Genomic DNA, 20186 nt, shown 5'->3' with positions numbered 1-20186 from the left:
CATGGTGTGCCGACCGTCACCATGGGACGGTTGGACAGTTCGGGGCCACCTGTCAATCGGGGACGTGGCGCCGGGCCGATCTCGGAGGTGACGGATGACCGCGCTGGAGCACGACCCGCAGGCGAACCGTGAGGTACCGGAGGCCGGTCTCGGCCGGCGGGGGTTCCTCGGCTGGGTGATGGCAGGGACCACGCTGGTGGTCGCCGCCGACCTCGGGCTGAGCCGCACCGCCGCGAGCGCGATCCCGTCGCTGCCGCAGGTGCCGGAGGTCTACGACCTCGAGGACCTCCAGACCGACGCGGCGCTGCCGACGGCGAACCTGATCACGGTCACCATCAACACCGACGGCACCGCGTCGTTCGCGCTGCCGCGCATGGAGGTCGGCCAGGGCATCGTCACCTCGACCGCGATGATCCTCGCCGAGGAGCTCGACCTCCCGGTGGAGAAGGTCAAGGTGACCCTCGCGCCGGCCCGCCCCGAGCTGCTCTTCAACCAGCTCACCGGCGGCTCCAACACGACGTTCTCGACCTACACCCCGATCCGCGTCGCCGCCGCGGTCGCGCGCCGCAAGCTGCTCGACGCGGCCGCCATCCAGCTCGGCACGACCGTCGACCGGCTGACCACGACCGGCGGCATCGTCAGCGACGCGCTCGGCAACACCGTGGCGTACGGCGACCTCGCCACGTCCGCGGCCAGCCAGGTCGTCGAGGCCGTCGAGGTGCTGCTGAAGTCCAAGGCCGAGCACCAGGTCATCGGCAAGCCCCGCAACCGCACCGACGCCCGCGACGCGGTGACCGGCCGGAAGAAGTTCACCACCGACCTCGACGTGCCCGGCGCGCTGCCGACGATGGTCTGCCGCCCGCCGGAGCACCAGGGCTCGCCGAAGCGCATCCGCAACAAGACGCAGGTGCTGAGGCTGCCCGGCGTCACCCACGTCGCGATGGTGGACACCGGCGTCGCGGTCCGGGCCAAGACCTTCGGGCAGTGCATCGACGCGGTCCGCGCCCTCGAGGTCGACTGGAACCGCGGCACCGTCAGCGGCGAGTCCGACCAGACGATCCTGGCCAAGCTCAAGGCCCAGGAGCTGCCGATGGTCGTGCCGCAGGTGCCGGTGCTGGCCCAGCAGGTCGACACCCGCTTCGAGTTCATGTTCCGCTCCAGCGCCGCGCTCGAGCCGTACGCCGCCATCGCCGACGTCCGCAAGGACCGCGCCGAGGTGTGGGCCGGCCTGAAGGCGCCGATCGTCGCGCAGGGCAACATCGCCGCGGCGACCGGCCTGCGCCCGGACCAGGTCAAGGTCAACGTCGTCACCGGCGGCGGCTCGTTCGGCCACAAGCTCTTCGGCGACCACGCGATCGAGGCCGCCAAGGTCTCGAAGGCGATGGGCGTGCCGGTCAAGCTGATGTGGCACCGCGTCGACGAGCCGCGCCAGGGCCGCCTGCACCCGATGGCGACCTCCCGGGTGCGCGCCACGATGCTCGCCGGCCAGGTGCTCAGCTTCGAGCAGCGCCACACCAGCGTCACCACCGACTTCAGCCACGGGCTCGGCGAGATGATCACCTCGCTGGCCGACGAGCTGCCGACCGGCCTGGGCGGCCTCGGGTTCGCGGAGACGATCTTCACCCTCACCCAGGAGCTGCCCTACAACTTCGGCGTGGTGACCCAGCTGCTCAACGAGCCGCTGGAGTTCGAGGACAAGTTCTCGACCGGGTCGATGCGCAACATCTACTCCCCGGACACCTGCGTGGCCGCCGAGCTGACCATCGACCTGATGGCGAAGAAGGCCGGCAAGGACCCGATGCAGTTCCGCCTGGACCACGTGAAGAACAAGCGGGTCCGCGCGGTGCTGGAGAAGGTGAAGAAGGAGGGGAGCTGGGGCCGCGCGATGCCGAAGGGCATGGCCCAGGGCGTCGCGCTGCACAAGGAGTACAAGGGCGCGACCGCCGTGCTGGTCGAGATCGACTGCCGGCCGGAGACGGTGCAGCGCGACCTCGGCAAGGAGACCTACACCGGCCCCCGCGTCACCAAGGCGGTCATCGCCGTCGACTGCGGCCTGGTCATCAACCCCCGCGGTGTCGAGGCCCAGATGCAGGGCGGCTTCATGGACGGCCTGGCGATGACGCTGAGCGCGAGCAGCCACCTGCGCGACGGCCGCTTCCTCGAGGGCAGCTGGGACAACTACTTCTACACGCGCCAGTGGAACGTCCCGCCCGAGGGCGTCGAGGTCCACATCCTCGAGTCCGACTCCGACACCCCCGGCGGCATCGGCGAGGCCTCGGTCGGCTCCTCGGCCGCCGCGGTGGCCTGCGCCTACGCCCGCGCCACCGGCACGCTGCCGACCCGGTTCCCGATCAACCACGGCCAGGTGCGCTTCAAGCCCAAGTCGTTCGTCCCCTCCATGCCCGCCTCGCCGACCAACGGCCTGAAGAAGACGTACTAGGAGCCCTGCCGTGCCCAAGCAGACCTTCATCCTCAATGGCAAGCCCGTCACCGTCGACGTCAAGGACGACGTCCGCGTGCTCTGGGTCCTGCGCGACCTCCTCGGCGTCACCGGCCCGAAGTACGGCTGCGGCATCAACGTCTGCAAGGCGTGCACCAGCCACATCAACGGCAAGGCCTTCAACCCCTGCTCGGTCAAGGTCGGTGACCTGAAGAGGACCGACAAGGTCACCACCATCGAGGGCCTGCCCGCGACCGTCGGCGCGAAGGGCGACGACCTCCACCCGATGCAGGAGGCCTGGCTCGAGCTCGACGTCGCCCAGTGCGGCTACTGCCAGCCCGGCCAGATCATGGCCGCGGTCGCGCTGGTGAAGAAGGTGCGCCGCGAGGGCCGCGACATCACCGAGGCCGACCTGGACCGCATCCGCAACGTCTGCCGCTGCGGCACCTACGTGCGGATCCGCGAGGCCATCGAGAAGGGCGCCCGCGCGATGCGCTGAGCCTCGGAGGACTCAGGACTCCCAGGGCTCCGCGGGCTCGACGGGGTCCACCGGCTCGGTCGGCGCCACCAGCGGCGGCACCGGCAGGTGCCGGTGCAGGAACCCCACCAGGTCCTCGGACGGCACGGCGCCGATCAGCTCGTCGCCGTGCCGCAGCCCGGGCAGGATCGTGGTCTCGACCTGTGGGTTCCGCCCACGTCGCACGAGAGCCTCGAACCGGCGCACCAGTGCCGGCGTCGCGATGTGGTCCAGCGAGCCCGCCCACACCCGGATCGGCATGCCGCGGTAGAGCGAGCGCCGGTCGCGAGCGATGACGGTCGGGCTCGAGCGGGGGCCGTGCACGGCGTTGGAGTAGCGGCCGCCGAACGCCCGGTCCACCGGCACCCCGCGTCTGCGCAGCGCCGCGAGGTTCAGCGCCGGCTGCAGCGCGACGACGCACGCCACGTCGCGGCGGTGCGTGCCGGCGTACGACAGCACGGCGGCGCCGCCCATCGAGGAGCCGATCAGCGCGACCGGCCCCGGCGCACCACCGGCGCGGCGGTGCGCCCGGATGACCGTGTCGAGGTGGCGGTGGTTGCACTCGTTGCCCCACAGGAAGCCCCCGAAGTCGGAGACCACCACCCGGTAGCCGCCCATCGCCGCCGCGAGGAGGTGCGCGCGGATCGGGGCGGTGCTGCGGCGCAGCAGGACCGCCTCGGTGTCGCGGCCCAGGCCGTGGTGGTAGATCGCGAGCGGCAGCGGCCCGCTCCGCGCCGCGACCGGCTCGATCGTCGCGACCAGCCCCTGGCCGGACAGGCGCAGCTCGACGGTCACGTCGGGGTGGTCGACGAGGGGCACCGGCAGCGTCGACGCGGCCGCCACCCGCCGGACCACAGGACCCGAGACCGCACCCGACACCGGGCTCGCGGCGGCGTACGCCGTGGTGAGGAGACCGCCGACGACGAGCGCTCGGCGGGTGGTCGCGCGGGTCACGAGACCGGGTCGGCGGCGGGGAGCCGCACCCGGAAGGTGCTGCCGCGGCCCAGCTCGGAGTCCAGCTCGATCCGGCCGCCGTGGCGCTCGACGATCCGGGCGACGATGGCCAGCCCCAGGCCGGTGCCCGGCTGCGCGACCGCGACGGGGTTGGTGGAGCGGAAGAACTCGGTGAACAGCCGCTCCTGGTCCGCGGCGCTGATGCCGAACCCCTCGTCGCGGCACTCGACGACGACCTCGTCGCCGGCGCGGGAGAGCGCGACGGTCACGGCGCGGCCGGGCTCGGTGTACTTCACCGCGTTGCTGACCAGGTTCGACAGCACCCGGTCGAGCTCGTCGGGGTCGCCCAGTGCCAGCACGGGGTACGCCGGCGCCTCGACGTGGACGGTCAGGTCGCGCTTGCGGGCGGCCAGGCTGGTGAGGTCGACGACGTCGCCGGCGACGGCGCGCAGGTCGACGGGTCGCGGGATGACGGGGTTGCTGGGGTCGCCGACCTTGGAGAGCAGCAGCAGGTCGTCGATGACGCGGACCATCCGTCGGGCGCCGCGGTCCATCGCGGAGAGCGCCTGCTGGACCCCGCGGTCGACCTCCTCGGCCTCGAGCATCTCCAGGTAGCCGACGATCGAGGTCAGCGGGTTCTTCAGCTCGTGGGCGACGGTGGCGATCAGCTGGCCCTTGTACTGGTCGAGCGCCTGCAGCTCCTTGACCAGCCGGTGCTCGCGCTCGAAGGCGCGGACGTTGAGGATGGCGGTGCCGAGGTCGCGGCCGACGTCGAGGGCGGCGGTCGCCTCGGTGGCGGTCCACGGCGCGCCGCCGTGGGCGCGGGTGAGCACGAGGTTGCCGAGCACCTCGGGGCCCACCCCGATCGGGACGAAGAGGATCGACCCGATGTCGAGGGTGTCGAGGAAGTCGACGATCTGCTCGCGCTCGCCGTCGCTGAGCCGGTCGCGCAGCCGGCCGCGCGCCACGACGATCGTCTCCTGGGCGGCCCACGCCTCGCGTGCCGAGCGGTCCGCGATCGCGATGATGCCCGTCGGCAGCTGGACCCGCGTGCCGTCGGTGGCGTGGATGGTGCCGCTGCCGAGCCCGCCCTCGTCGAAGGTCTGGATCCACATGCCGAGCGCGCGGAAGCCCTCGACGAGCGCCTCGCTGGACTCCTCGAGGATCCGGCCCAGCGACCGCTGCCGGGACGCGCGGCGCACCACCTGGCGCGCGGTCTCGGCCAGGCGCACCTGCTCCTCGAGCTCCTCGCGCTCGAGCGCGCGCAGCACCGCCCGCGACGCCTGCGCGGCGTACCGCTCCAGCAGTCGGCGCCGCTCCGGTCCGGGACGGAGGCCGTCGTCGGGCAGGTCGATGGAGACCAGCCCGCGCATCGCGCCGTCGCCGTCGAGCAGCGGGGCGCTGAGCATGTCGAGGGGGTGCCAGGCGTCCGGCCCCTCCAGCGGGTCGAGGTCGGGGACCCAGCCCCAGGTCTCCACGTCGGACTGGAGCCGCTCGTGGGGGACGAACTTCAGCAGCCCCCAGTCGTCGGCGACCTCGAGCTCGTTGGTGACCAGGTGCAGCGGCGTGCGCCGGCCGACGAGCTGCTCGCGCGCCTGCGGGCTGCCGGCGACGGCGACCATCTCCAGGTGGTCGTCGCGCACCAGCCCGATGGCGGCGACGCCGAAGCCGACGATCGCGGTGATCCCCTCGGCGATCAGCTGCAGCGACTCCTGGGCCTCCGACGAGATCCCCGGCGGCCGCGGACGGGCCGGTGCGGTCGGGCGCGAGGACATCGTGCTCCCAAGGAGGGTGGTGAGAGGGTGGAGATGCGGGGGTGGCTCCACGATACGCAGCGGTCGCGATGCCTGTCCGCGGAACCGGTATGGACCGGTCGAGGAATCCCGGACGCCGCCCCGTCGTCCCGTCGGCCGTCGTGAATCGGGGCTGACCGGCGGCCGCCGCTACGATCGGGGGCGTGCCCTACCTCAGCAGCAGTGGCAGCTCGCGCCGGGGCGGTGACGGCCGGCTCACCACCGCGCTGGACCCGCAGGAGGCCGGACCGCAGGACGCCTGCGGGGTCTTCGGGGTCTGGGCGCCGGGGGAGGACGTCGCCAAGCTGACGTACTTCGGTCTCTACGCCCTCCAGCACCGCGGCCAGGAGTCCGCCGGCATCGCGGTCAGCAACGGTCGCCAGATCCTGGTCTACAAGGACATGGGGCTGGTCTCCCAGGTCTTCGACGAGACCACGCTGGACTCCCTCAAGGGCCACGTGGCGATCGGCCACTCGCGCTACTCCACGACCGGGGCCAGCACGTGGGAGAACGCCCAGCCGACGTTCCGCCCCACCGCCGACGGCTCGGTCGCGCTCGGCCACAACGGCAACCTGATCAACACCCACGAGCTGCGCGGCATGGTCGCCGCGCTGCCCGGGCCCGACGACGAGCTGGACCTGCACACCCGCCCCGCCGGTGAGGTCACCAACGACACGAGCCTGGTCACCGCGCTGCTGGCCCACCACCCCGACAGCACGCTCGAGGAGCGCGCGCTCGAGGTGCTGCCGAGCCTGCGCGGCGCGTTCTGCTTCGTGTGGATGAACGAGAACACGCTGTACGCCGCCCGCGACCCCCAGGGCATCCGCCCGCTCGTGCTGGGCCGGCTCGACCGCGGGTGGGTCGTGGCCTCCGAGGACGCCGCGCTCGCGACGATCGGCGCCAGCGTCGTCCGCGAGGTCGAGCCCGGCGAGATGCTCGTCATCGACGACCAGGGCCTGCGCTCGCACAGGTTCGCCGAGCCCGAGCGCAAGGGCTGCGTCTTCGAGTACGTCTACCTCGCCCGCCCCGACGCCACCATCAGCGGCCGCAACGTCCACGAGGCGCGCGTCGAGATGGGTCGCCGGCTGGCCCGCGAGTTCCCCGTCGAGGCCGACCTGGTCATGCCGGTGCCCGAGTCCGGCACGCCCGCGGCGTCCGGCTACGCCCAGGAGAGCGGCATCCCGTTCGGCCAGGGTTTCGTGAAGAACGCCTACGTCGGTCGCACCTTCATCCAGCCCAGCCAGACCCTGCGCCAGCTCGGCATCCGGCTCAAGCTCAACGCGCTCGAGCACATGATCCGCGGCAAGAAGATCGTCGTCGTCGACGACTCGATCGTCCGCGGCAACACCCAGCGCGCCCAGGTGCGGATGCTCCGCGAGGCCGGTGCGCTCGAGGTGCACGTGCGCATCTCCAGCCCGCCGGTGAAGTGGCCGTGCTTCTACGGCATCGACTTCGCGACCCGAGCCGAGCTGATCGCCAACGGCCTCGACGTCGACGAGATCGCCGCCAGCGTCGGCGCCGACAGCCTCGGCTACATCTCGCTCGAGGGCATGGTCGAGGCCACCGGCCAGCCGTCGGAGTCGCTGTGCCAGGCCTGCTTCACGGGCGAGTACCCCGTCGAGCTGCCCGACGAGTCGCTGCTCGGCAAGCACCTGCTCGAGGCGACGTTGAAGTCCCCCACCATGGGCCGGGCCCTGCCCGTGCTCAACAACCCGTGAAGGACCAGCCGGTGACCGACGGCCAGAACGCCTACGCCCGCGCGGGCGTCGACATCGAGGCGGCCGACACCGCCATCGAGCTGATGAAGGGGTACGTCGCCCGGGCCAGCCGGCCCGAGGTGATCGGCGGGCTCGGCGGTTTCGCCGGCCTCTTCGACGCCTCCGCCCTGCTGCGCTACACCCGCCCGCTGCTGGCCACCTCCACCGACGGCGTCGGCACCAAGGTGGCCATCGCGCAGGCGATGGACGTCCACGACACGATCGGCTTCGACCTGGTCGGCATGGTCGTCGACGACCTCGTCGTGTGCGGCGCCGAGCCGCTCTTCATGACCGACTACATCGCCACCGGCCGGGTCGTCCCCGAGCGGATCGCGGCGATCGTCAAGGGCATCGCCGAGGCCTGCCAGGTCGCCGGCTGCGCCCTCGTCGGCGGCGAGACCGCCGAGCACCCGGGCCTCCTCGGCCCGGACGAGTACGACGTCGCCGGCGCCACCACCGGCGTCGTCGAGGCCGACCGGCTGCTCGGCCCCGGCCGCGTCCGGCCCGGCGACGTGGTGCTCGCGATGGCGGCCAGCGGCCTGCACTCCAACGGCTACTCGCTCGTCCGCCACGTCCTTCTCGGCTCCCGCGACGACGGCGGCGCCGGCTGGTCGCTGGACCGCAACGTCCCCGAGCTGGGCCGGTCGCTGGGCGAGGAGCTGCTCACCCCGACCCGGATCTACGCCAAGGCCTGCCTGGAGCTCGCCGACCGCACCGGCGTGCACGCGATGTCGCACGTCACCGGCGGCGGCCTGGCCGCCAACCTCGAGCGGGTCATGCCGGTCGAGCTCACCGCGACCATCGACCGCGGCACCTGGACCCCGCAGCCGGTCTTCGACCTGGTCCGCAGGGTCGGCGACGTCTCCCAGGCCGACCTCGAGGCCACCCTCAACTGCGGCGTCGGCATGGTCGCCCTGCTGCCGGCCGACGACGTCGACGAGGCGGTCCGCGTGCTCGGCGAGCACGACGTCCGCGCCTGGGTCGCCGGCGAGGTCCGCGCGGCCGACGGCGCCCCCGGCGGCTCGGTCCGGCTCACCGGGCAGCACCCCGGCTGGTAGCGGCTGCTCGACTCCCCGTGCTCTCGGCTGGTCGAGGACGTCGCCCTGGCAACTGTCTCGAGACCGAGCGACGCCCGCGGGTACGCCAGCGGTAGTACTCCGGGTCGGAGGTGTGCAGCCGGCGCGACCAGTCGAAGGAGATGCCGTAGCGGCGACCCCGACCTGCGCACGCCGTGGTGGGGGTCGGGGCCTGCGGCTCCCGCCGGACGGGCAGGCCCGGTCTACCAGGCCTGCGCTCGTGCCTCGCTCCGGCCCGCCAGACCCAACCACGACCGGGCCTGCCCGCCCGTCGTCCGCCTCCGGCCCCGACCCGCGCGGCGTACCCGGGTGGTCAGCCGTCGACGGACGACCAGAAGTGCCGTCAACGACCGGTTCGCCCAGGTCAGCCGGTCTCAGCGACCACTTCGGGTAGTCGGTCGACGCGGACATCGACCCGGGAGGGCTGTCGCGCGCGGAGCCGTCGGGCGGCCGGGCCGCGCCAGTTCGACCCCGGACGTGCGGGAACAACCATCGAACAGGTAGCGTTGGCGGCACGGAGAATTTCTGAGGACAGCCCGGGTGCCACTGTGCCCCGGCCAAGTTGCGAGGGGGCTGACCCTATGGGGCGCGGCCGAGCGAAGGCTAAGCAGACGAAGGTCGCCCGCGACCTGAAGTACCGCACTCACGAGACGGACTTCGGGAAGTTGGCCCAAGAGCTGCACGGCGGGGAGACCGACCACCAGGAGTCCGAGGTCGATCCGGAGATCCTCGAGAAGTGGGCTGACGTCGTGGAGCCGCGGCGCGACTGACGTGTGACCCGGCCGCCGGCCCCGCCTGAGCGGGGTCGGCGACCGGGTCGGTGCTTGTCGGGCGCAGGATCGGCCCGGGGTCAGCGACCCAGCCAGATCCCCCGCAGCCGTCCGACGTCGCGCAGGCGACGCTCGGCGAGGCGGTCGGCTGCCGCGGCGGGCGAGACGCCCTCGGCGGTGGCGGTCCGCAGGACGGTCAGCGTGGTGTCGTGGATGCCCGCGGCACGCTGCTGTGCGCGCTCGAAGGAGAACCCCTCGAGCTCGTCGGCGACCTGCACCAGGCCGCCGGCGTTGACGCAGTAGTCGGGCGCGTACACGATCCCGCGGTCGAGGAGCAGCTTGTCGACCCCGGCGTGGGCGAGCTGGTTGTTGGCGGCGCCGCACACGATGCGGGCCTGCAGCACCTCGACGACGTCGTCGGTCAGTGCGTGCCCGAGCGCGCACGGCGCGTAGACGTCGAGCGGCTCGGCGACCAGCGCGGCGGTCGACCCGACCGCGCGCACCGAGCCGGCCGAGCTGCCCGCGTGCTCGGCGAGCACCCGCTCGACGGCGGGGGCGTGCACGTCGGTGACCACGACGTCCGCGCCGTCCTCGACCAGGTGGCGGACCAGGTGCCGGCCGACCTTGCCGACGCCCGCGACGCCGACCGTCCGGCCGGCCAGCGACGGGCCGCCCCAGGTGTGTTCGGCGGCCGCGCGCATGCCCTGGAAGACGCCGTACGCCGTCAGCACCGAGCTGTCGCCCGCGCCGCCGTGGGCGACGGTGCGGCCGGTGACGTGGCTGCTCTCCCGGGCGACGAGGTCCATGTCGGCGCTGTAGGTGCCGACGTCGCAGGCGGTGTAGTAGCGCCCGCCGAGCGACTCCACGAACCGGCCGTAGGCCCGCAGCAGCGCCTCGCTCTTGTCGGTGGCGGGGTCGCCGATGATGACCGCCTTGCCGCCACCGAGGTCGAGCCCCGCGAGCGCCGCCTTGTAGGTCATGCCGCGCGAGAGCTCGAGCACGTCGCGGACGGCGTCGGCGGTGGAGGCGTAGGGGTGGAAGCGGGTGCCGCCGAGCGCGGGGCCGAGGGCGGTCGAGTGGATCGCGATGATCGCGCGGAGGCCGGAGGCGGGGTCGTGGCAGAAGACGACCTGCTCGTGGTCGGTGCCGTGGTCGAGGACGTCGACGGCCGAAGGGTGCTCGGGGCGGTGGGTCGCGGACATGGGTGTGCCTGCTCTCTGTGCGGCCGCGGGGGTGGTGCGGCGGGTGGGCGACCCGCAGGGGTGGCGTGGGTCACACCCAGCCTAGGACCGCCTCAGCCGAGCGCGCGCACCAGGGCGTACGCCGCGGCGAAGGCTCCGAGCAGCACCAGCACCGCGAGCAGCGCCGTGACCACGGGCGAGCCCGGCGAGCGCTCGGCCGCGACCGGCTCGGGCTCGGCCGCGGGAGGTCGACGGGCGGGCAGGGCGACGGTCGCGCCGCCACCGAGCGCGTGGCGCAGCCCGGTGACGAACGACCCGACGTCGTCGGGCCGCCGGTCCGGGTCGGGGTCGAGCGCGCCGAGCAGCACGTCGTCGACGGCCGGCGGCAGGTCGGCCAGGGTCGACGGCGCGACGGGCAGGCCGGCGACGGCCAGCGAGCTCACCGAGCCGGTGCGGGCCAGCTCGCCGGTGAGCAGCTGGTAGGCCACCGCGGCCAGGGCGTGCACGTCCGCGCGCCGGTCGACGCCGGTGCCCAGCGCCTGCTCGGGAGCCATGTACGCCGGAGTCCCCACGACCTGGGTCAACCCGCTCGCGTGCAGCATCGCCTTCGCGACGCCGAGGTCGGCGACGAGCAGCCGCTCGCCGGTGCTGGCGCCGCTGCGCAGCAGCAGGTTCTGCGGCTTGACGTCGCGGTGCACCACGCCGAGGTCGTGCAGCACCGCGATCCCGTCGGCGGCCTGCGCGACCAGGTCGAGCACCCGGCCGGGCGGCAGCGGCCGCCCCGGCTCGAGCAGCGTGGCGAGCGAGCCGAGGTCGGCGTACGTCATCACGAAGTACGGCGTGCCGTCCGCCTCGCCGATGTCGTGGACCCGCACGACGTGGTCGCTGTCGGCGCGGCGCAGGATGCGCGCCTCCTCGAGGAACCGTTCGCGGACGTCGAGCCGCTGCGCCCAGTTCTCCGCCAGCGCCTTGACCGCGACGTCGGAGTCGAGCTCGGCGTCGTGGTAGAGCCAGACCGTCGCGAAGCCGCCGACCCCGAGCCGGTCGACGCGCCGGAGGCGACCGAGGCGCTCGGGGAGGGGCATGCGCCGTATCGTCCCAGACCGTGGAGGAGTCCCGCCCCGCTGAACCCAGCCCCGACGAGCTGGACGACCTGGCCCTGCGCGCGGCCGGCGGCGACCGGGAGGCGCTGGAGGACCTGCTCGCCGCGGTGCAGCCGCGGGTGCGGCGGCTGTGCGGCCGGATGCTGCTCTTCCCCGAGGACGCCGAGGAGGCGGCGCAGGACGCGCTGCTGCTGGTGGCGACGCGGATCGGGTCGTTCGCCGGGCGCAGCCGGTTCACCACCTGGCTGCACGTGGTGGCCTCCAACAGCGCGCGCTCGACCTACCGCAGCCTGAAGCGCCGGGCCGCCGAGCGGCCGACCGACGAGCTGCCGGCGACCGCGGACCCGCGCACCACGAGCGTCATCGCGGGCAGCCGGCTCGACCTGCTGGAGGCGTTGGAGGTGCTCGCCGCCGACCGGCCGGAGCTGGTCGAGCCGCTCGTGCTGCGCGACGTGCAGCAGCTCGACTACGCGGAGATCGCCCGGGTGCTGGACATCCCGCTCGGCACCGTGAAGTCGCGCATCCACAGCGCCCGGGCGGCGGTCCGCCCGCTGCTGCGCGTCACCGACTGACGCGACCTCAGGTGCTGCGCATGAGCACCACGTCGCCGTGGGTGCCGTAGCCGGCCAGTGGCCCGCCGGCGCGCGTGCCGTCGAAGGTGACCGCCAGCCACCCGCCGCCCTCGTCCTCCCCGAGCGGCACGAGGGTCGGCCAGGGGATGTTGGAGGGGTACGGCGCGTCGACCCGGCCGGTGCGCCGCACGGCGAGGTCGTGGACCGGCCAGCACCGCTCGTGCTTGTCGCTGGCCAGCAGCCGCCACTCCCCGTCGAGGTGGAGCAGGGTCGGCCCCTCGCACTCGCGCGGCGAGGTGTCGGCGCCGAGCAGCCGCAGCCGGTCGAGGTCCGGACCGCCGGCGAGCGCGGGGTGGAACTCGAAGTAGCGCCGCGCGTTGACGAAGCCGACCAGCCAGCCCTCGCCGGCGCGCACGAGGTGGGGGTCCCACACCGCGGCCGAGCGCAGCCCGTCGGTGGGCAGCGGCAGCTCGCGCGTGTCGAGCACGTGCCGCCCGCGCAACAGGTCGGCACCGCTGCGCGCCAGCGTGACCCGGGTCCGGCGGCGTCGGTCGAAGTCGCCCCAGGTGCTGGTCGCGACCAGCCACTGCTCGCCGTCGCGCACCAGGTGGGTGGCGTGGTCGCCGAACGCCCCGGGCCGGTCGGGCCGGCGGAAGAACAGGTCGGCCGTGTGCTCGAGCGCGAGGGTCGCCGGGCCCAGCGACCACACCGACGTGTGGGCGGTGTCGAAGAAGCCCGGCCCGGCGGACGTCGCGGTCAGGTGCACCTTCCCGTCCGGTCGGTACGCCGCCCCGTCGGCCGTCGTCACCACCCGGAGGTCGCGCAGGCCGAGCTGGCCGAAGCCGCCCAGCACCCCACCGTCGGCGACCAGCGTGGCCAGCCACGCCTCGTCGCGGGTGTCGGCCCGAGGGGCCTGCCGGTCCCCGAGGTCGACCCGGCAGCGGGCGACCCAGCGGCCGTCCTCGCGGGTGAGCAGCGTGACGTGGGTGCCGGTCAGCGCCAGCGCCAACCGGTCGACGGGTGCGGTGGCCCGGCCGTGCCGCCGCGACCGGTGCCGCGTGGTCCGGCGCCCGGTGGTGACCTCCAGCCGCGCGTGGTCGGCGTACGACCCGGTCACGCGGAGCCCGGCTCCCTCCAGCAGGAGCTCCGTGCCCGGGGCGCCCTCCACCGCGACGTACGGGGCGAGCGGTCCGGTCCCGTCGGGCAACGGCCGGACCACGTCGACCGGCCGGCGCCGGCCGACCACCTCGAGCCGGGGCAGCCCGGAGGCCGCCACTACCGCTCGACCGCGTCGCGCAGCGCGGCCACGGCCGCCGCGACCTCGCGGTCGAGGTCGGCGAGCAGCCCCTCCATGCCGGCGGTGGTGCCGGCCTCGGCGTGGTCCTCCATCCGCTGGGTCACCTCGGCGACGCGGGAGAGCCCCAGGTTGAGCGCGCTGCCCTTGACCAGGTGGCTGGAGGTGAAGGTGCGGTTGGCGTCGCCGGCCCGGACGGCGTCGCGGATCGCCGTGACCTGCTCGTCGATGCGGCCCATGAACGAGGTGGCGGTGCGCACGAAGAAGCTGATGCCGTCCTTGCGCAGCTCGTCGAGCATCCGCACCCGGGCAGGGTCGAGCACCGGCCCGGTCGGCCGCGACCGGCCGGCGCCGTCCGGACCGCCGTCGGCACCGCCGGAGCCGTCGGTCGCCGCGGTGGCCTGCGGGCCGGTCCACCGGCGCAGCACCGCGTCCAGGTCGCCCGGGTCGACCGGCTTGGTGAGGAAGTCGTCCATCCCGGCAGCCAGGCAGCGCTCGCGCTCGCCCTCCAGCGCCGAGGCGGTCATCGCGATGATCGGCACGCGCCGGCCCTCGGCCTCGGCACGCCGGTGGGCGCGGGTGGCCTCGAAGCCGTCCATGCGCGGCATCCGGCAGTCCATCAGGACCGCGGCGTACCCGTGCTCCCCGCGCAGCCGCTCGACCGCCTCCAGCCCGTCGGAGGCGACGTCCACCGCGTAGCCGCGGCTCTCCAGGATGCCGGTCGCGACCAGCTGGTTGACCGGGTTGTCCTCGACCACGAGCACCCGCAGGCCGAGCGTGGACGGGCCGGACGCCTGCGACGGCCGGTCGACCGGCCCCCCGGCCGCGCCCAGCAGCGTGAGCAGGGTGTCATGCAGGTCGTCGTCGCGCACCGGCTTGGCCAGGACCGCCTCGAACCCGTCGGCCCGCGCCTCGGGCACGCCGACGGCCTGGTCGGGGCTGAGCAGCAGCAGGTGGGGCCGCGCGATCGTCGGGTCGGTCCGGACGCGACTCGCCAGCGCGAGACCGTCCTGGTCGGGCATGAGCAGGTCGACGACGGCGACGTCGTAGCGCCGTCCCTCACGGGTGGCGGCCCGCAGCGCCAGCATCGCCTCGCTCGCCGACGGCACCGCGGTCGCGTCCACGTCCCACGACCGCAGCTGCGCGACCAGGACCGCGCGGCTGGTCGCGTTGTCGTCGACGACCAGCACCCGCCGGCCGGCCAGCGGCGCGTCGTCGGCGGCCCCTGGCGCTGTCGCAGGACCCGTCGGCCCGCCCGCCCCGTGCGCGAGCCGGGCGGTGAAGGAGAACGTGCTGCCCCGGCCCGGCGCGCTGTCGACGGTGATCTCCCCGCCGAGCGCCTGCACGAGCTGCTGGCTGATCGCGAGCCCCAGCCCGGTGCCGCCGTGCCGGCGGGTGGTCGAGGGGTCGGCCTGGGTGAAGGCCTCGAAGAGCCGGGCGCGTCCCGTGGGGTCGATCCCGACGCCGGTGTCGCGCACGGAGACCCGCAGCACGACGTCGGCCGGGGTCCGCGCGACCACCGACGCCTCGACGACGACCTCGCCGCGGTCGGTGAACTTCACCGCGTTGGAGGCCAGGTTGGACACCACCTGGCCCAGCCGCACGGCGTCGCCGCGCAGCACGCGCGGCACGTCCGGGGCGCACGCCACGACCAGCTCGAGCCCCTTCTCGTGGGCCGGCCGGCTGCACACGCCAGCGGTCTGGTGCAGCACCGAGCGGACGTCGAAGTCCGCGATCTCGAGCTCCAGCTTGCCGGCCTCGATCTTCGAGAGGTCGAGGATGTCGTTGATGATCGCCATCAGGGTCTGCCCGGCGTCGCGCAGCCCGTCGACCAGGCGCTGCTGCTGGTCGTCGAGCGGGGTGCGTCCGAGCAGGTCGGTCAGGCCGATCACGCCGTTCATCGGCGTGCGGATCTCGTGGCTCATCGTGGCCAGGAACTCCGACTTCAGCCGCGAGGCCTCCATCGCCGCGTCGCGCGCCTCGGCGAGCTCGGCGGCGTGCTGCTCGCGCTCGGCGACCAGGCCGAGCTGGATGGCGACCTGCCGCAGCAGGGCGTGCGACGTCTCGTCCGGTGGCACCTCGTCGGCGAGCAGCGTGATGACGCCGACGACGCCGTGGCCGTCGGCGACCACCGGCAGCGCGACCGTGCTGTGGGTCGTCGGGTCGCCCGGCGCGGGCGCCACCTCGATCGCGCCCGACCGGCGGGCCCGCTCCACCAGGGGGAGGTCGGCGGCCGCTCCGCCCATGAGCGGCACGAGCCGACCGTCCTGCACCACGTGCGCCGCGACCGCCTCCCACCCGCTGGCGTTGTCCGGCAGTGCCCGGGCGGCGATGTCGATCGCCTCGCCGAGGGTGGACGCCTGGTTGGCGGCGAAGGCCATCTCCTGCAGCAGCCGCAGCCGGCGGGTCGCCTCGGCGGCCTCCAGGCCGGCCTGCTTGAGCGCGTGGATGTCCTGCCCGGTGCCGCTGACGACCCGGTGGCCCGAGGGCGAGGTCCGCGCGCGACCCAGCCCCCGCATCCAGCGCAGCTCGCCGTCGGGGCGCCGCACGCGGACCTCGAACGCGAACGACTCCTCGCCCTCGAGCACCGCGGCCAGGGCGGTCGCCACCTCCTCGCGGTCGTCGGGGTGGACCAGGCCGAGGAACGCGGTCAGGGTCGGGCTCCAGCTCGCCGGGTCCTGCCCGACGATGCGGTACATCTGGTCCGACCACTCCGCGACCGGGGCCTGCGGGTCCCAGGTCCAGCTGCCGACCCGGGCGATCTGCTGGGCGTCGGCGAGGGACCGCTCGCGCGCCCGCAGCTGCTCCAGCAGCCCGCGCCGCCCGGCGTACGGCGTGACCCGCACCAGCCAGCTCCACCGCTCGCCCAGCTCGGCGGGCAGCGGCACGGACGACACCAGGGCGGGCGTCTCGGCGCCGTCGGCCCGGGCCAGGTGGACCTCGACGTTGTCGCGGGCGACGCCGTCGGTGAAGGCCGGCTCGTCGGGGGGCAGGACGACGAAGAGGTCGCGCACCGGGGTGCCCAGCAGCGCGGCGACGGGCCGGCCGACCGCGTCGGCGACGGCGTCGTTGGCGAAGGTGATCGTGCCGACCGTGTCGACGAAGCACAGGCCGTCGCTGGTCGTCTCGGCCACGAACCGGAACAGGTGCTCCGGTGGCCGCTCCGCCTCGCTCACGAGTCCCCACCTCCGCGCACCATCATGGTCCCCGCCACCGACGCCCGCGCCCGGACCACCCGAACCCGCCGCCGTCCGCCGCGTTGCTCGCCGCGTCGCCGGCCCGGTCCTCGAGCGCGACCGGTCGGGCTCACTCCGACGGCTGCGGGACCTCCGGCACGCTGCACTCGACCTCCGGGTTGACCCCGACGTAGTTCAGCGGCCCGGCCACGATGGTCAGCGCGGTGTCGCCGAACGTGCTGCAGCTGACCTCCTGGTCCTCGCCGAAGTAGCCGCGCTGCCAGGCCGCCGCCGCTCCGACCACGAGCCACACGACGACCAGCAGTCCGATGAGTCCACGCATGGTCCGCTCCTCCACTGTCGGGATCCGTCCGGTACCCGCTCGGCCCCCCGATGTGCGCCGGGGATGTGCGCCGGGATGGTGCTGCCCGGGGAGGTGAGCGCGACCTGGGGCGCCCGGTCCCGGGTGCAGTAGGTTCCCGCGCATGCCCGACAGCCCGACCATCGTCGTCGTCGACGACGCGCCGGAGGTCCGTCTCCTGGTGAAGACCCAGCTGCGCCTGTCCGGGCGGCTCGAGGTCGTGGGCGAGGGCGCGGACGGGTACGCCGCGGTCGAGCTCGCCCGCGCCCACCGGCCGGCGCTGATGCTCCTCGACGTCTCGATGCCAGGCCGCGACGGCCTGGCGGCCCTGCCGCTGGTGCTCGACGCGTCCCCGACGACGCGGGTGGTGATGTTCAGCGGCTTCGACCAGGCCGGCCTGGCCGACCACACCCGCCGGCTCGGTGCGTCGGCGTTCGTCCAGAAGTCCGTGCCGATCGAGCAGCTCGTCGACCAGCTGGTCGCGATCAGCGCGCCCCCCGGCGGGCAGCCCGACGACGCGATCGGCGGCCACCCCGTCGAGCCCGCGACCGAGCAGGTCGACCGGTCCCACGGGCACCCGGAGCTCGACCCGGTCCTGGCCGAGCACCTCGAGCGGTTCCGCGAGATCTTCGACGACGCGGCGATCGGGATGGCGACGATGACGCTCGACGGGCGGGTCGTGCGGGTCAACCGCCACCTGGCCGGCCTGCTGGGGGACGACGCCGATGCCCTGATCGGCACGTCGTACGCCGACCTGGCCGCCGATCCCGCGCCCGTGGCCGACGCCCTCCAGTCGCTGCGTGACGGCGGCAGCGCGGTCCGGCTCGAGCACGGCCTGGCCGACGAGCACGGCCGGCGGTTCGCCGCGACCCTCTCGGCGGTGCTGGACGCCCAGGACCGGCCGCTCTACTTCCTCCTCCAGGCCCAGGACGTCACCGAGCAGCGGGCCGCCGAGGCCGAGCTGCACGAGACCGAGCAGCGGTTCCGGCTGCTCGTCGAGGCCGTGCAGGACTACGCGATCTTCATGCTCGACCCGGAGGGGCGGGTCGCGAGCTGGAACGCCGGCGCGCAGCGGCTCAAGGGCTACACCGCCGACGACATCGTCGGTCGCAGCTTCCGCGTCTTCTACCCGCCGGACAAGCAGGCCGAGCGGCACCCCGAGCACGAGCTCGCGATCGCCCGTCGCGAGGGCCGCTACGAGGAGGAGGGCTGGCGCGTCCGCAAGGACGGCACCCGCTTCTGGGCCCACGTCCTCATCACCGCCGTCCACGACGCCGACGGCGTGCTCGTCGGCTTCGCCAAGGTCACCCGGGACTCGACCGAGCGGCGCCGCATCCTCGAGCTCCAGCAGCAGGCCAACGAGCGGCTGCGCCGGTCGGCGGCGGAGCAGGCGGAGTTCCTCGCCGTGACGGCCCACGAGCTGCGCTCCCCGGTGGGGGTCCTGGCCGCGACCGCGGAGACCCTCGCCCAGCACCACGAGCGGCTGACCGTGCGCGAGCGCGAGGACCTCGCCGAGGGCATGCGGCGCACCGCCGACCAGCTGCGCCGCCTGCTCGACGACCTGCTCACCGCCTCGCGCGCCGACGCCCGCAGCCTCGGCCTCCACCCGGAGCCGCTGCGGCTCGAGGAGCAGCTGCGCGCCGTCGTCTCCGCCGCCCGCGGGGGCCACCCCGGCGCCGAGGTCCTGCTCGACGTGGAGGAGGGCCTGGTCGTCCAGGCCGACCCGGGTCGCCTGGCGCAGATGGTCGACAACCTGGTCGGCAACGCGCTCACCCACGGCCGGTCGCCGGTGGTGGTCTCCGCGCGGGCGGACGGCGACTCCGCCGTCATCGCCGTCCGTGACTCGGGCCCCGGGGTCCCCGCCGAGGTCCGCGACCGGCTCTTCGAGCGGTTCGCCACCACCGGCGGCACCGGGCTCGGTCTCTACATCGTGCGCGCGCTGGCCGAGGCGCACGGCGGCCAGGCGTCGTACCAGGTCGAGGACCAGAGCTTCGTGCTCCGGCTGCCGCGCGAGCGGGCCTGACCCGCCACACCTCGCGGGGTGGGTGACGCGGACCGCGTGGCCCGGTTAGCGTCCCGGCATGAGGCGCCCCCACGAGAACGTGGCGACCGTGCTGGTCGACCCGGCCGTGCTGCCCGAGCTCGAGCTGGACCTGATGACACTGGACCTGTGGGTCTGGCCGCTCGCGACGGCGCCGACCAGCCCCGACGGCCCGCGGCTCGCCTTCCAGGTGCGCCGCCGGCTCGTGGAGGCCCGCCGGGGTGCGTGGGACTGCGCCCGCGAGTGGACGCCGGTCTGGGTGAGCTTCGGGACGAGCTGGTACGACGGCGACGAGCCGCTCCCGTGGGCGGCCCACTCCGCGCTGTGGACGGCGCTCGGCCGGCACGCCGACCACGTCCGCCATACCGTCCGCCTGGGCGGCGTCCCGCGCCTCCCGGTCCGGCACGAGCTCGGCGCCGAGCGCGACTCCGCCTGACGCCCTCCCGGACGGCGGCCCCGGCGTACCCCGGACGGTGGGTGCGCCGAGGCCCGGGGATCCCTAGGCTGCGGCTCGTGGACGGACGGAGCCTGACCTTCACCGAGCGTGGCGACGTGCTCGAGGTGGTGGGCAGCGTCGACGAGGACATCATCCACGTCCTGCAGGAGCGGCTCGCCGATTTCGTCGCCGCGCACCGGGGCGAGGTGGTCTGGGTCGACGTGGACCAGGTCGACTTCCTGCCCAGTGCCGGCATCGGCGCCCTCGTCGCCGCCCAGGGCGCGGCCCTGCGCGCCGGCGGGCTGCTGACGCTCGTGGCCGCGCCGGGCACGCTGCCGGCCCGCGTCTTCGGCCTGATGGGCATCGAGCACGACGCCTCCATGGCGCCGCAGGACGGCCGCTGACGGCTTGCTGCAGGCCCGCCGAGGGCCTCTCCGGAGCCGGGTGGCAGCCCGATTTGGTGCTTCGGCGGAAGGTCCTCTAATGTTTTCTCTGTCGCCGGGTGCGGCGGGGAGCAAGGCCGGTCTGGTCGGGCTTCCGGCCCCGAGTCGATGATCAGCCTTCAGGGCAGCGAGAGATCGTGGTGGCCTTGTCGTGCGTGTGATCCTTGAGAACTCAACAGTGTGTCATAGTCGACGAATTAGTTTGTTATGCCCCGTCGACTGCTTTCAATCGCTTTCGGGTGGTTGGGGTGGTTGATGGTTTCTTTGACAAT

The 20186-nt window shown here is 74.1% G+C and carries 16 protein-coding genes; 9 read left to right on the top strand and 7 right to left on the bottom strand.

The features are described 5' to 3' along the window. Positions 1 to 94 precede the first annotated feature (94 nt). Together QWY29_RS05180 and QWY29_RS05175 are read left to right on the top strand one after the other, a co-directional pair. Entirely contained in the window at positions 95 to 2440 is a 2346-nt protein-coding gene (locus QWY29_RS05180) for a molybdopterin cofactor-binding domain-containing protein (RefSeq protein WP_300959627.1), read from the top strand. Between the two features lie 10 nt (positions 2441 to 2450). Further along, positions 2451 to 2939, top strand: coding sequence for a (2Fe-2S)-binding protein (locus tag QWY29_RS05175; RefSeq protein ID WP_300959626.1), 489 nt, complete (start codon positions 2451 to 2453; stop codon positions 2937 to 2939). A gap of 12 nt (positions 2940 to 2951) precedes the next feature. On the opposite strand, the gene QWY29_RS05170 is transcribed toward QWY29_RS05175, so the two are convergent. Both QWY29_RS05170 and QWY29_RS05165 read right to left on the bottom strand, forming a co-directional pair. Beyond that, a complete protein-coding gene (locus QWY29_RS05170) occupies positions 2952 to 3911 on the bottom strand; it encodes an alpha/beta hydrolase family protein (RefSeq protein ID WP_300959625.1) in 960 nt (319 codons plus the stop codon). Next, a complete protein-coding gene (locus QWY29_RS05165; RefSeq protein ID WP_300959624.1) occupies positions 3908 to 5686 on the bottom strand; it encodes a sensor histidine kinase in 1779 nt (592 codons plus the stop codon). The genes QWY29_RS05170 and QWY29_RS05165 overlap by 4 nt, the downstream gene beginning before the upstream one ends. A gap of 182 nt (positions 5687 to 5868) precedes the next feature. Here QWY29_RS05165 and purF point away from each other — a divergent pair, with 182 nt between their 5' ends. The 3 genes from purF (at position 5869) to QWY29_RS05150 (ending at position 9307) form a co-directional block, all read left to right on the top strand. Beyond that, entirely contained in the window at positions 5869 to 7422 is a 1554-nt protein-coding gene (purF, locus tag QWY29_RS05160) for an amidophosphoribosyltransferase (RefSeq protein WP_300959623.1), read from the top strand. An 11-nt stretch (positions 7423 to 7433) separates the two neighbouring features. Continuing rightward, positions 7434 to 8519, top strand: a complete 1086-nt coding sequence (purM, locus tag QWY29_RS05155; protein ID WP_300959622.1) for a phosphoribosylformylglycinamidine cyclo-ligase — start codon at positions 7434 to 7436, stop codon at positions 8517 to 8519. 599 nt (positions 8520 to 9118) lie between these two features. Next, positions 9119 to 9307: a DUF3073 domain-containing protein gene (locus QWY29_RS05150; RefSeq protein WP_300959621.1), complete on the top strand. Its 189-nt coding sequence runs from the start codon at positions 9119 to 9121 to the stop codon at positions 9305 to 9307. An 80-nt stretch (positions 9308 to 9387) separates the two neighbouring features. Here QWY29_RS05150 and QWY29_RS05145 read toward each other — a convergent pair whose 3' ends face one another. Both QWY29_RS05145 and QWY29_RS05140 read right to left on the bottom strand, forming a co-directional pair. After that, positions 9388 to 10509 carry a Glu/Leu/Phe/Val dehydrogenase dimerization domain-containing protein gene (locus QWY29_RS05145; RefSeq protein WP_300959620.1) on the bottom strand — a complete coding sequence of 374 codons (1122 nt, stop codon included), beginning with the start codon at positions 10507 to 10509 and terminating at the stop codon, positions 9388 to 9390. Between the two features lie 92 nt (positions 10510 to 10601). Continuing rightward, a complete protein-coding gene (locus QWY29_RS05140) occupies positions 10602 to 11573 on the bottom strand; it encodes a serine/threonine-protein kinase (RefSeq protein WP_300959619.1) in 972 nt (323 codons plus the stop codon). Between the two features lie 20 nt (positions 11574 to 11593). Between QWY29_RS05140 and QWY29_RS05135 the strand changes: the two genes are divergently transcribed. Continuing rightward, complete coding sequence (locus QWY29_RS05135; protein WP_300959618.1) at positions 11594 to 12163, top strand: RNA polymerase sigma factor; 570 nt, start codon at positions 11594 to 11596, stop codon at positions 12161 to 12163. A 7-nt stretch (positions 12164 to 12170) separates the two neighbouring features. On the opposite strand, the gene QWY29_RS05130 is transcribed toward QWY29_RS05135, so the two are convergent. The 3 genes from QWY29_RS05130 to QWY29_RS05120 all read right to left on the bottom strand — a co-directional run bounded on the left by QWY29_RS05130 (position 12171) and on the right by QWY29_RS05120 (position 16976). Continuing rightward, the gene (locus QWY29_RS05130) at positions 12171 to 13439 is read right to left on the bottom strand and encodes a hypothetical protein (protein WP_300959617.1); all 1269 of its coding nucleotides are present in this window, start codon (positions 13437 to 13439) and stop codon (positions 12171 to 12173) included. Next, positions 13439 to 16633: a response regulator gene (locus QWY29_RS05125; protein WP_300959616.1), complete on the bottom strand. Its 3195-nt coding sequence runs from the start codon at positions 16631 to 16633 to the stop codon at positions 13439 to 13441. The genes QWY29_RS05130 and QWY29_RS05125 overlap by 1 nt, the downstream gene beginning before the upstream one ends. A gap of 130 nt (positions 16634 to 16763) precedes the next feature. After that, positions 16764 to 16976: a hypothetical protein gene (locus QWY29_RS05120; RefSeq protein WP_300959615.1), complete on the bottom strand. Its 213-nt coding sequence runs from the start codon at positions 16974 to 16976 to the stop codon at positions 16764 to 16766. A 142-nt stretch (positions 16977 to 17118) separates the two neighbouring features. On the opposite strand from QWY29_RS05120, the gene QWY29_RS05115 reads away from it, so the two are divergent. The 3 genes from QWY29_RS05115 (at position 17119) to QWY29_RS05105 (ending at position 19875) form a co-directional block, all read left to right on the top strand. Next, the gene (locus QWY29_RS05115; protein WP_300959614.1) at positions 17119 to 19017 is read left to right on the top strand and encodes a PAS domain S-box protein; all 1899 of its coding nucleotides are present in this window, start codon (positions 17119 to 17121) and stop codon (positions 19015 to 19017) included. A gap of 58 nt (positions 19018 to 19075) precedes the next feature. Then, positions 19076 to 19471, top strand: coding sequence for a hypothetical protein (locus QWY29_RS05110; protein WP_300959613.1), 396 nt, complete (start codon positions 19076 to 19078; stop codon positions 19469 to 19471). 77 nt (positions 19472 to 19548) lie between these two features. Then, positions 19549 to 19875 carry an STAS domain-containing protein gene (locus QWY29_RS05105; RefSeq protein ID WP_300959612.1) on the top strand — a complete coding sequence of 109 codons (327 nt, stop codon included), beginning with the start codon at positions 19549 to 19551 and terminating at the stop codon, positions 19873 to 19875. Positions 19876 to 20186: the final 311 nt, after the last annotated feature.

The organism is Nocardioides abyssi, from assembly GCF_030412915.1.
GTDB lineage: Bacteria > Actinomycetota > Actinomycetes > Propionibacteriales > Nocardioidaceae > Nocardioides > Nocardioides abyssi.
This window is presented reverse-complemented; position numbering and strand designations above follow the sequence as displayed.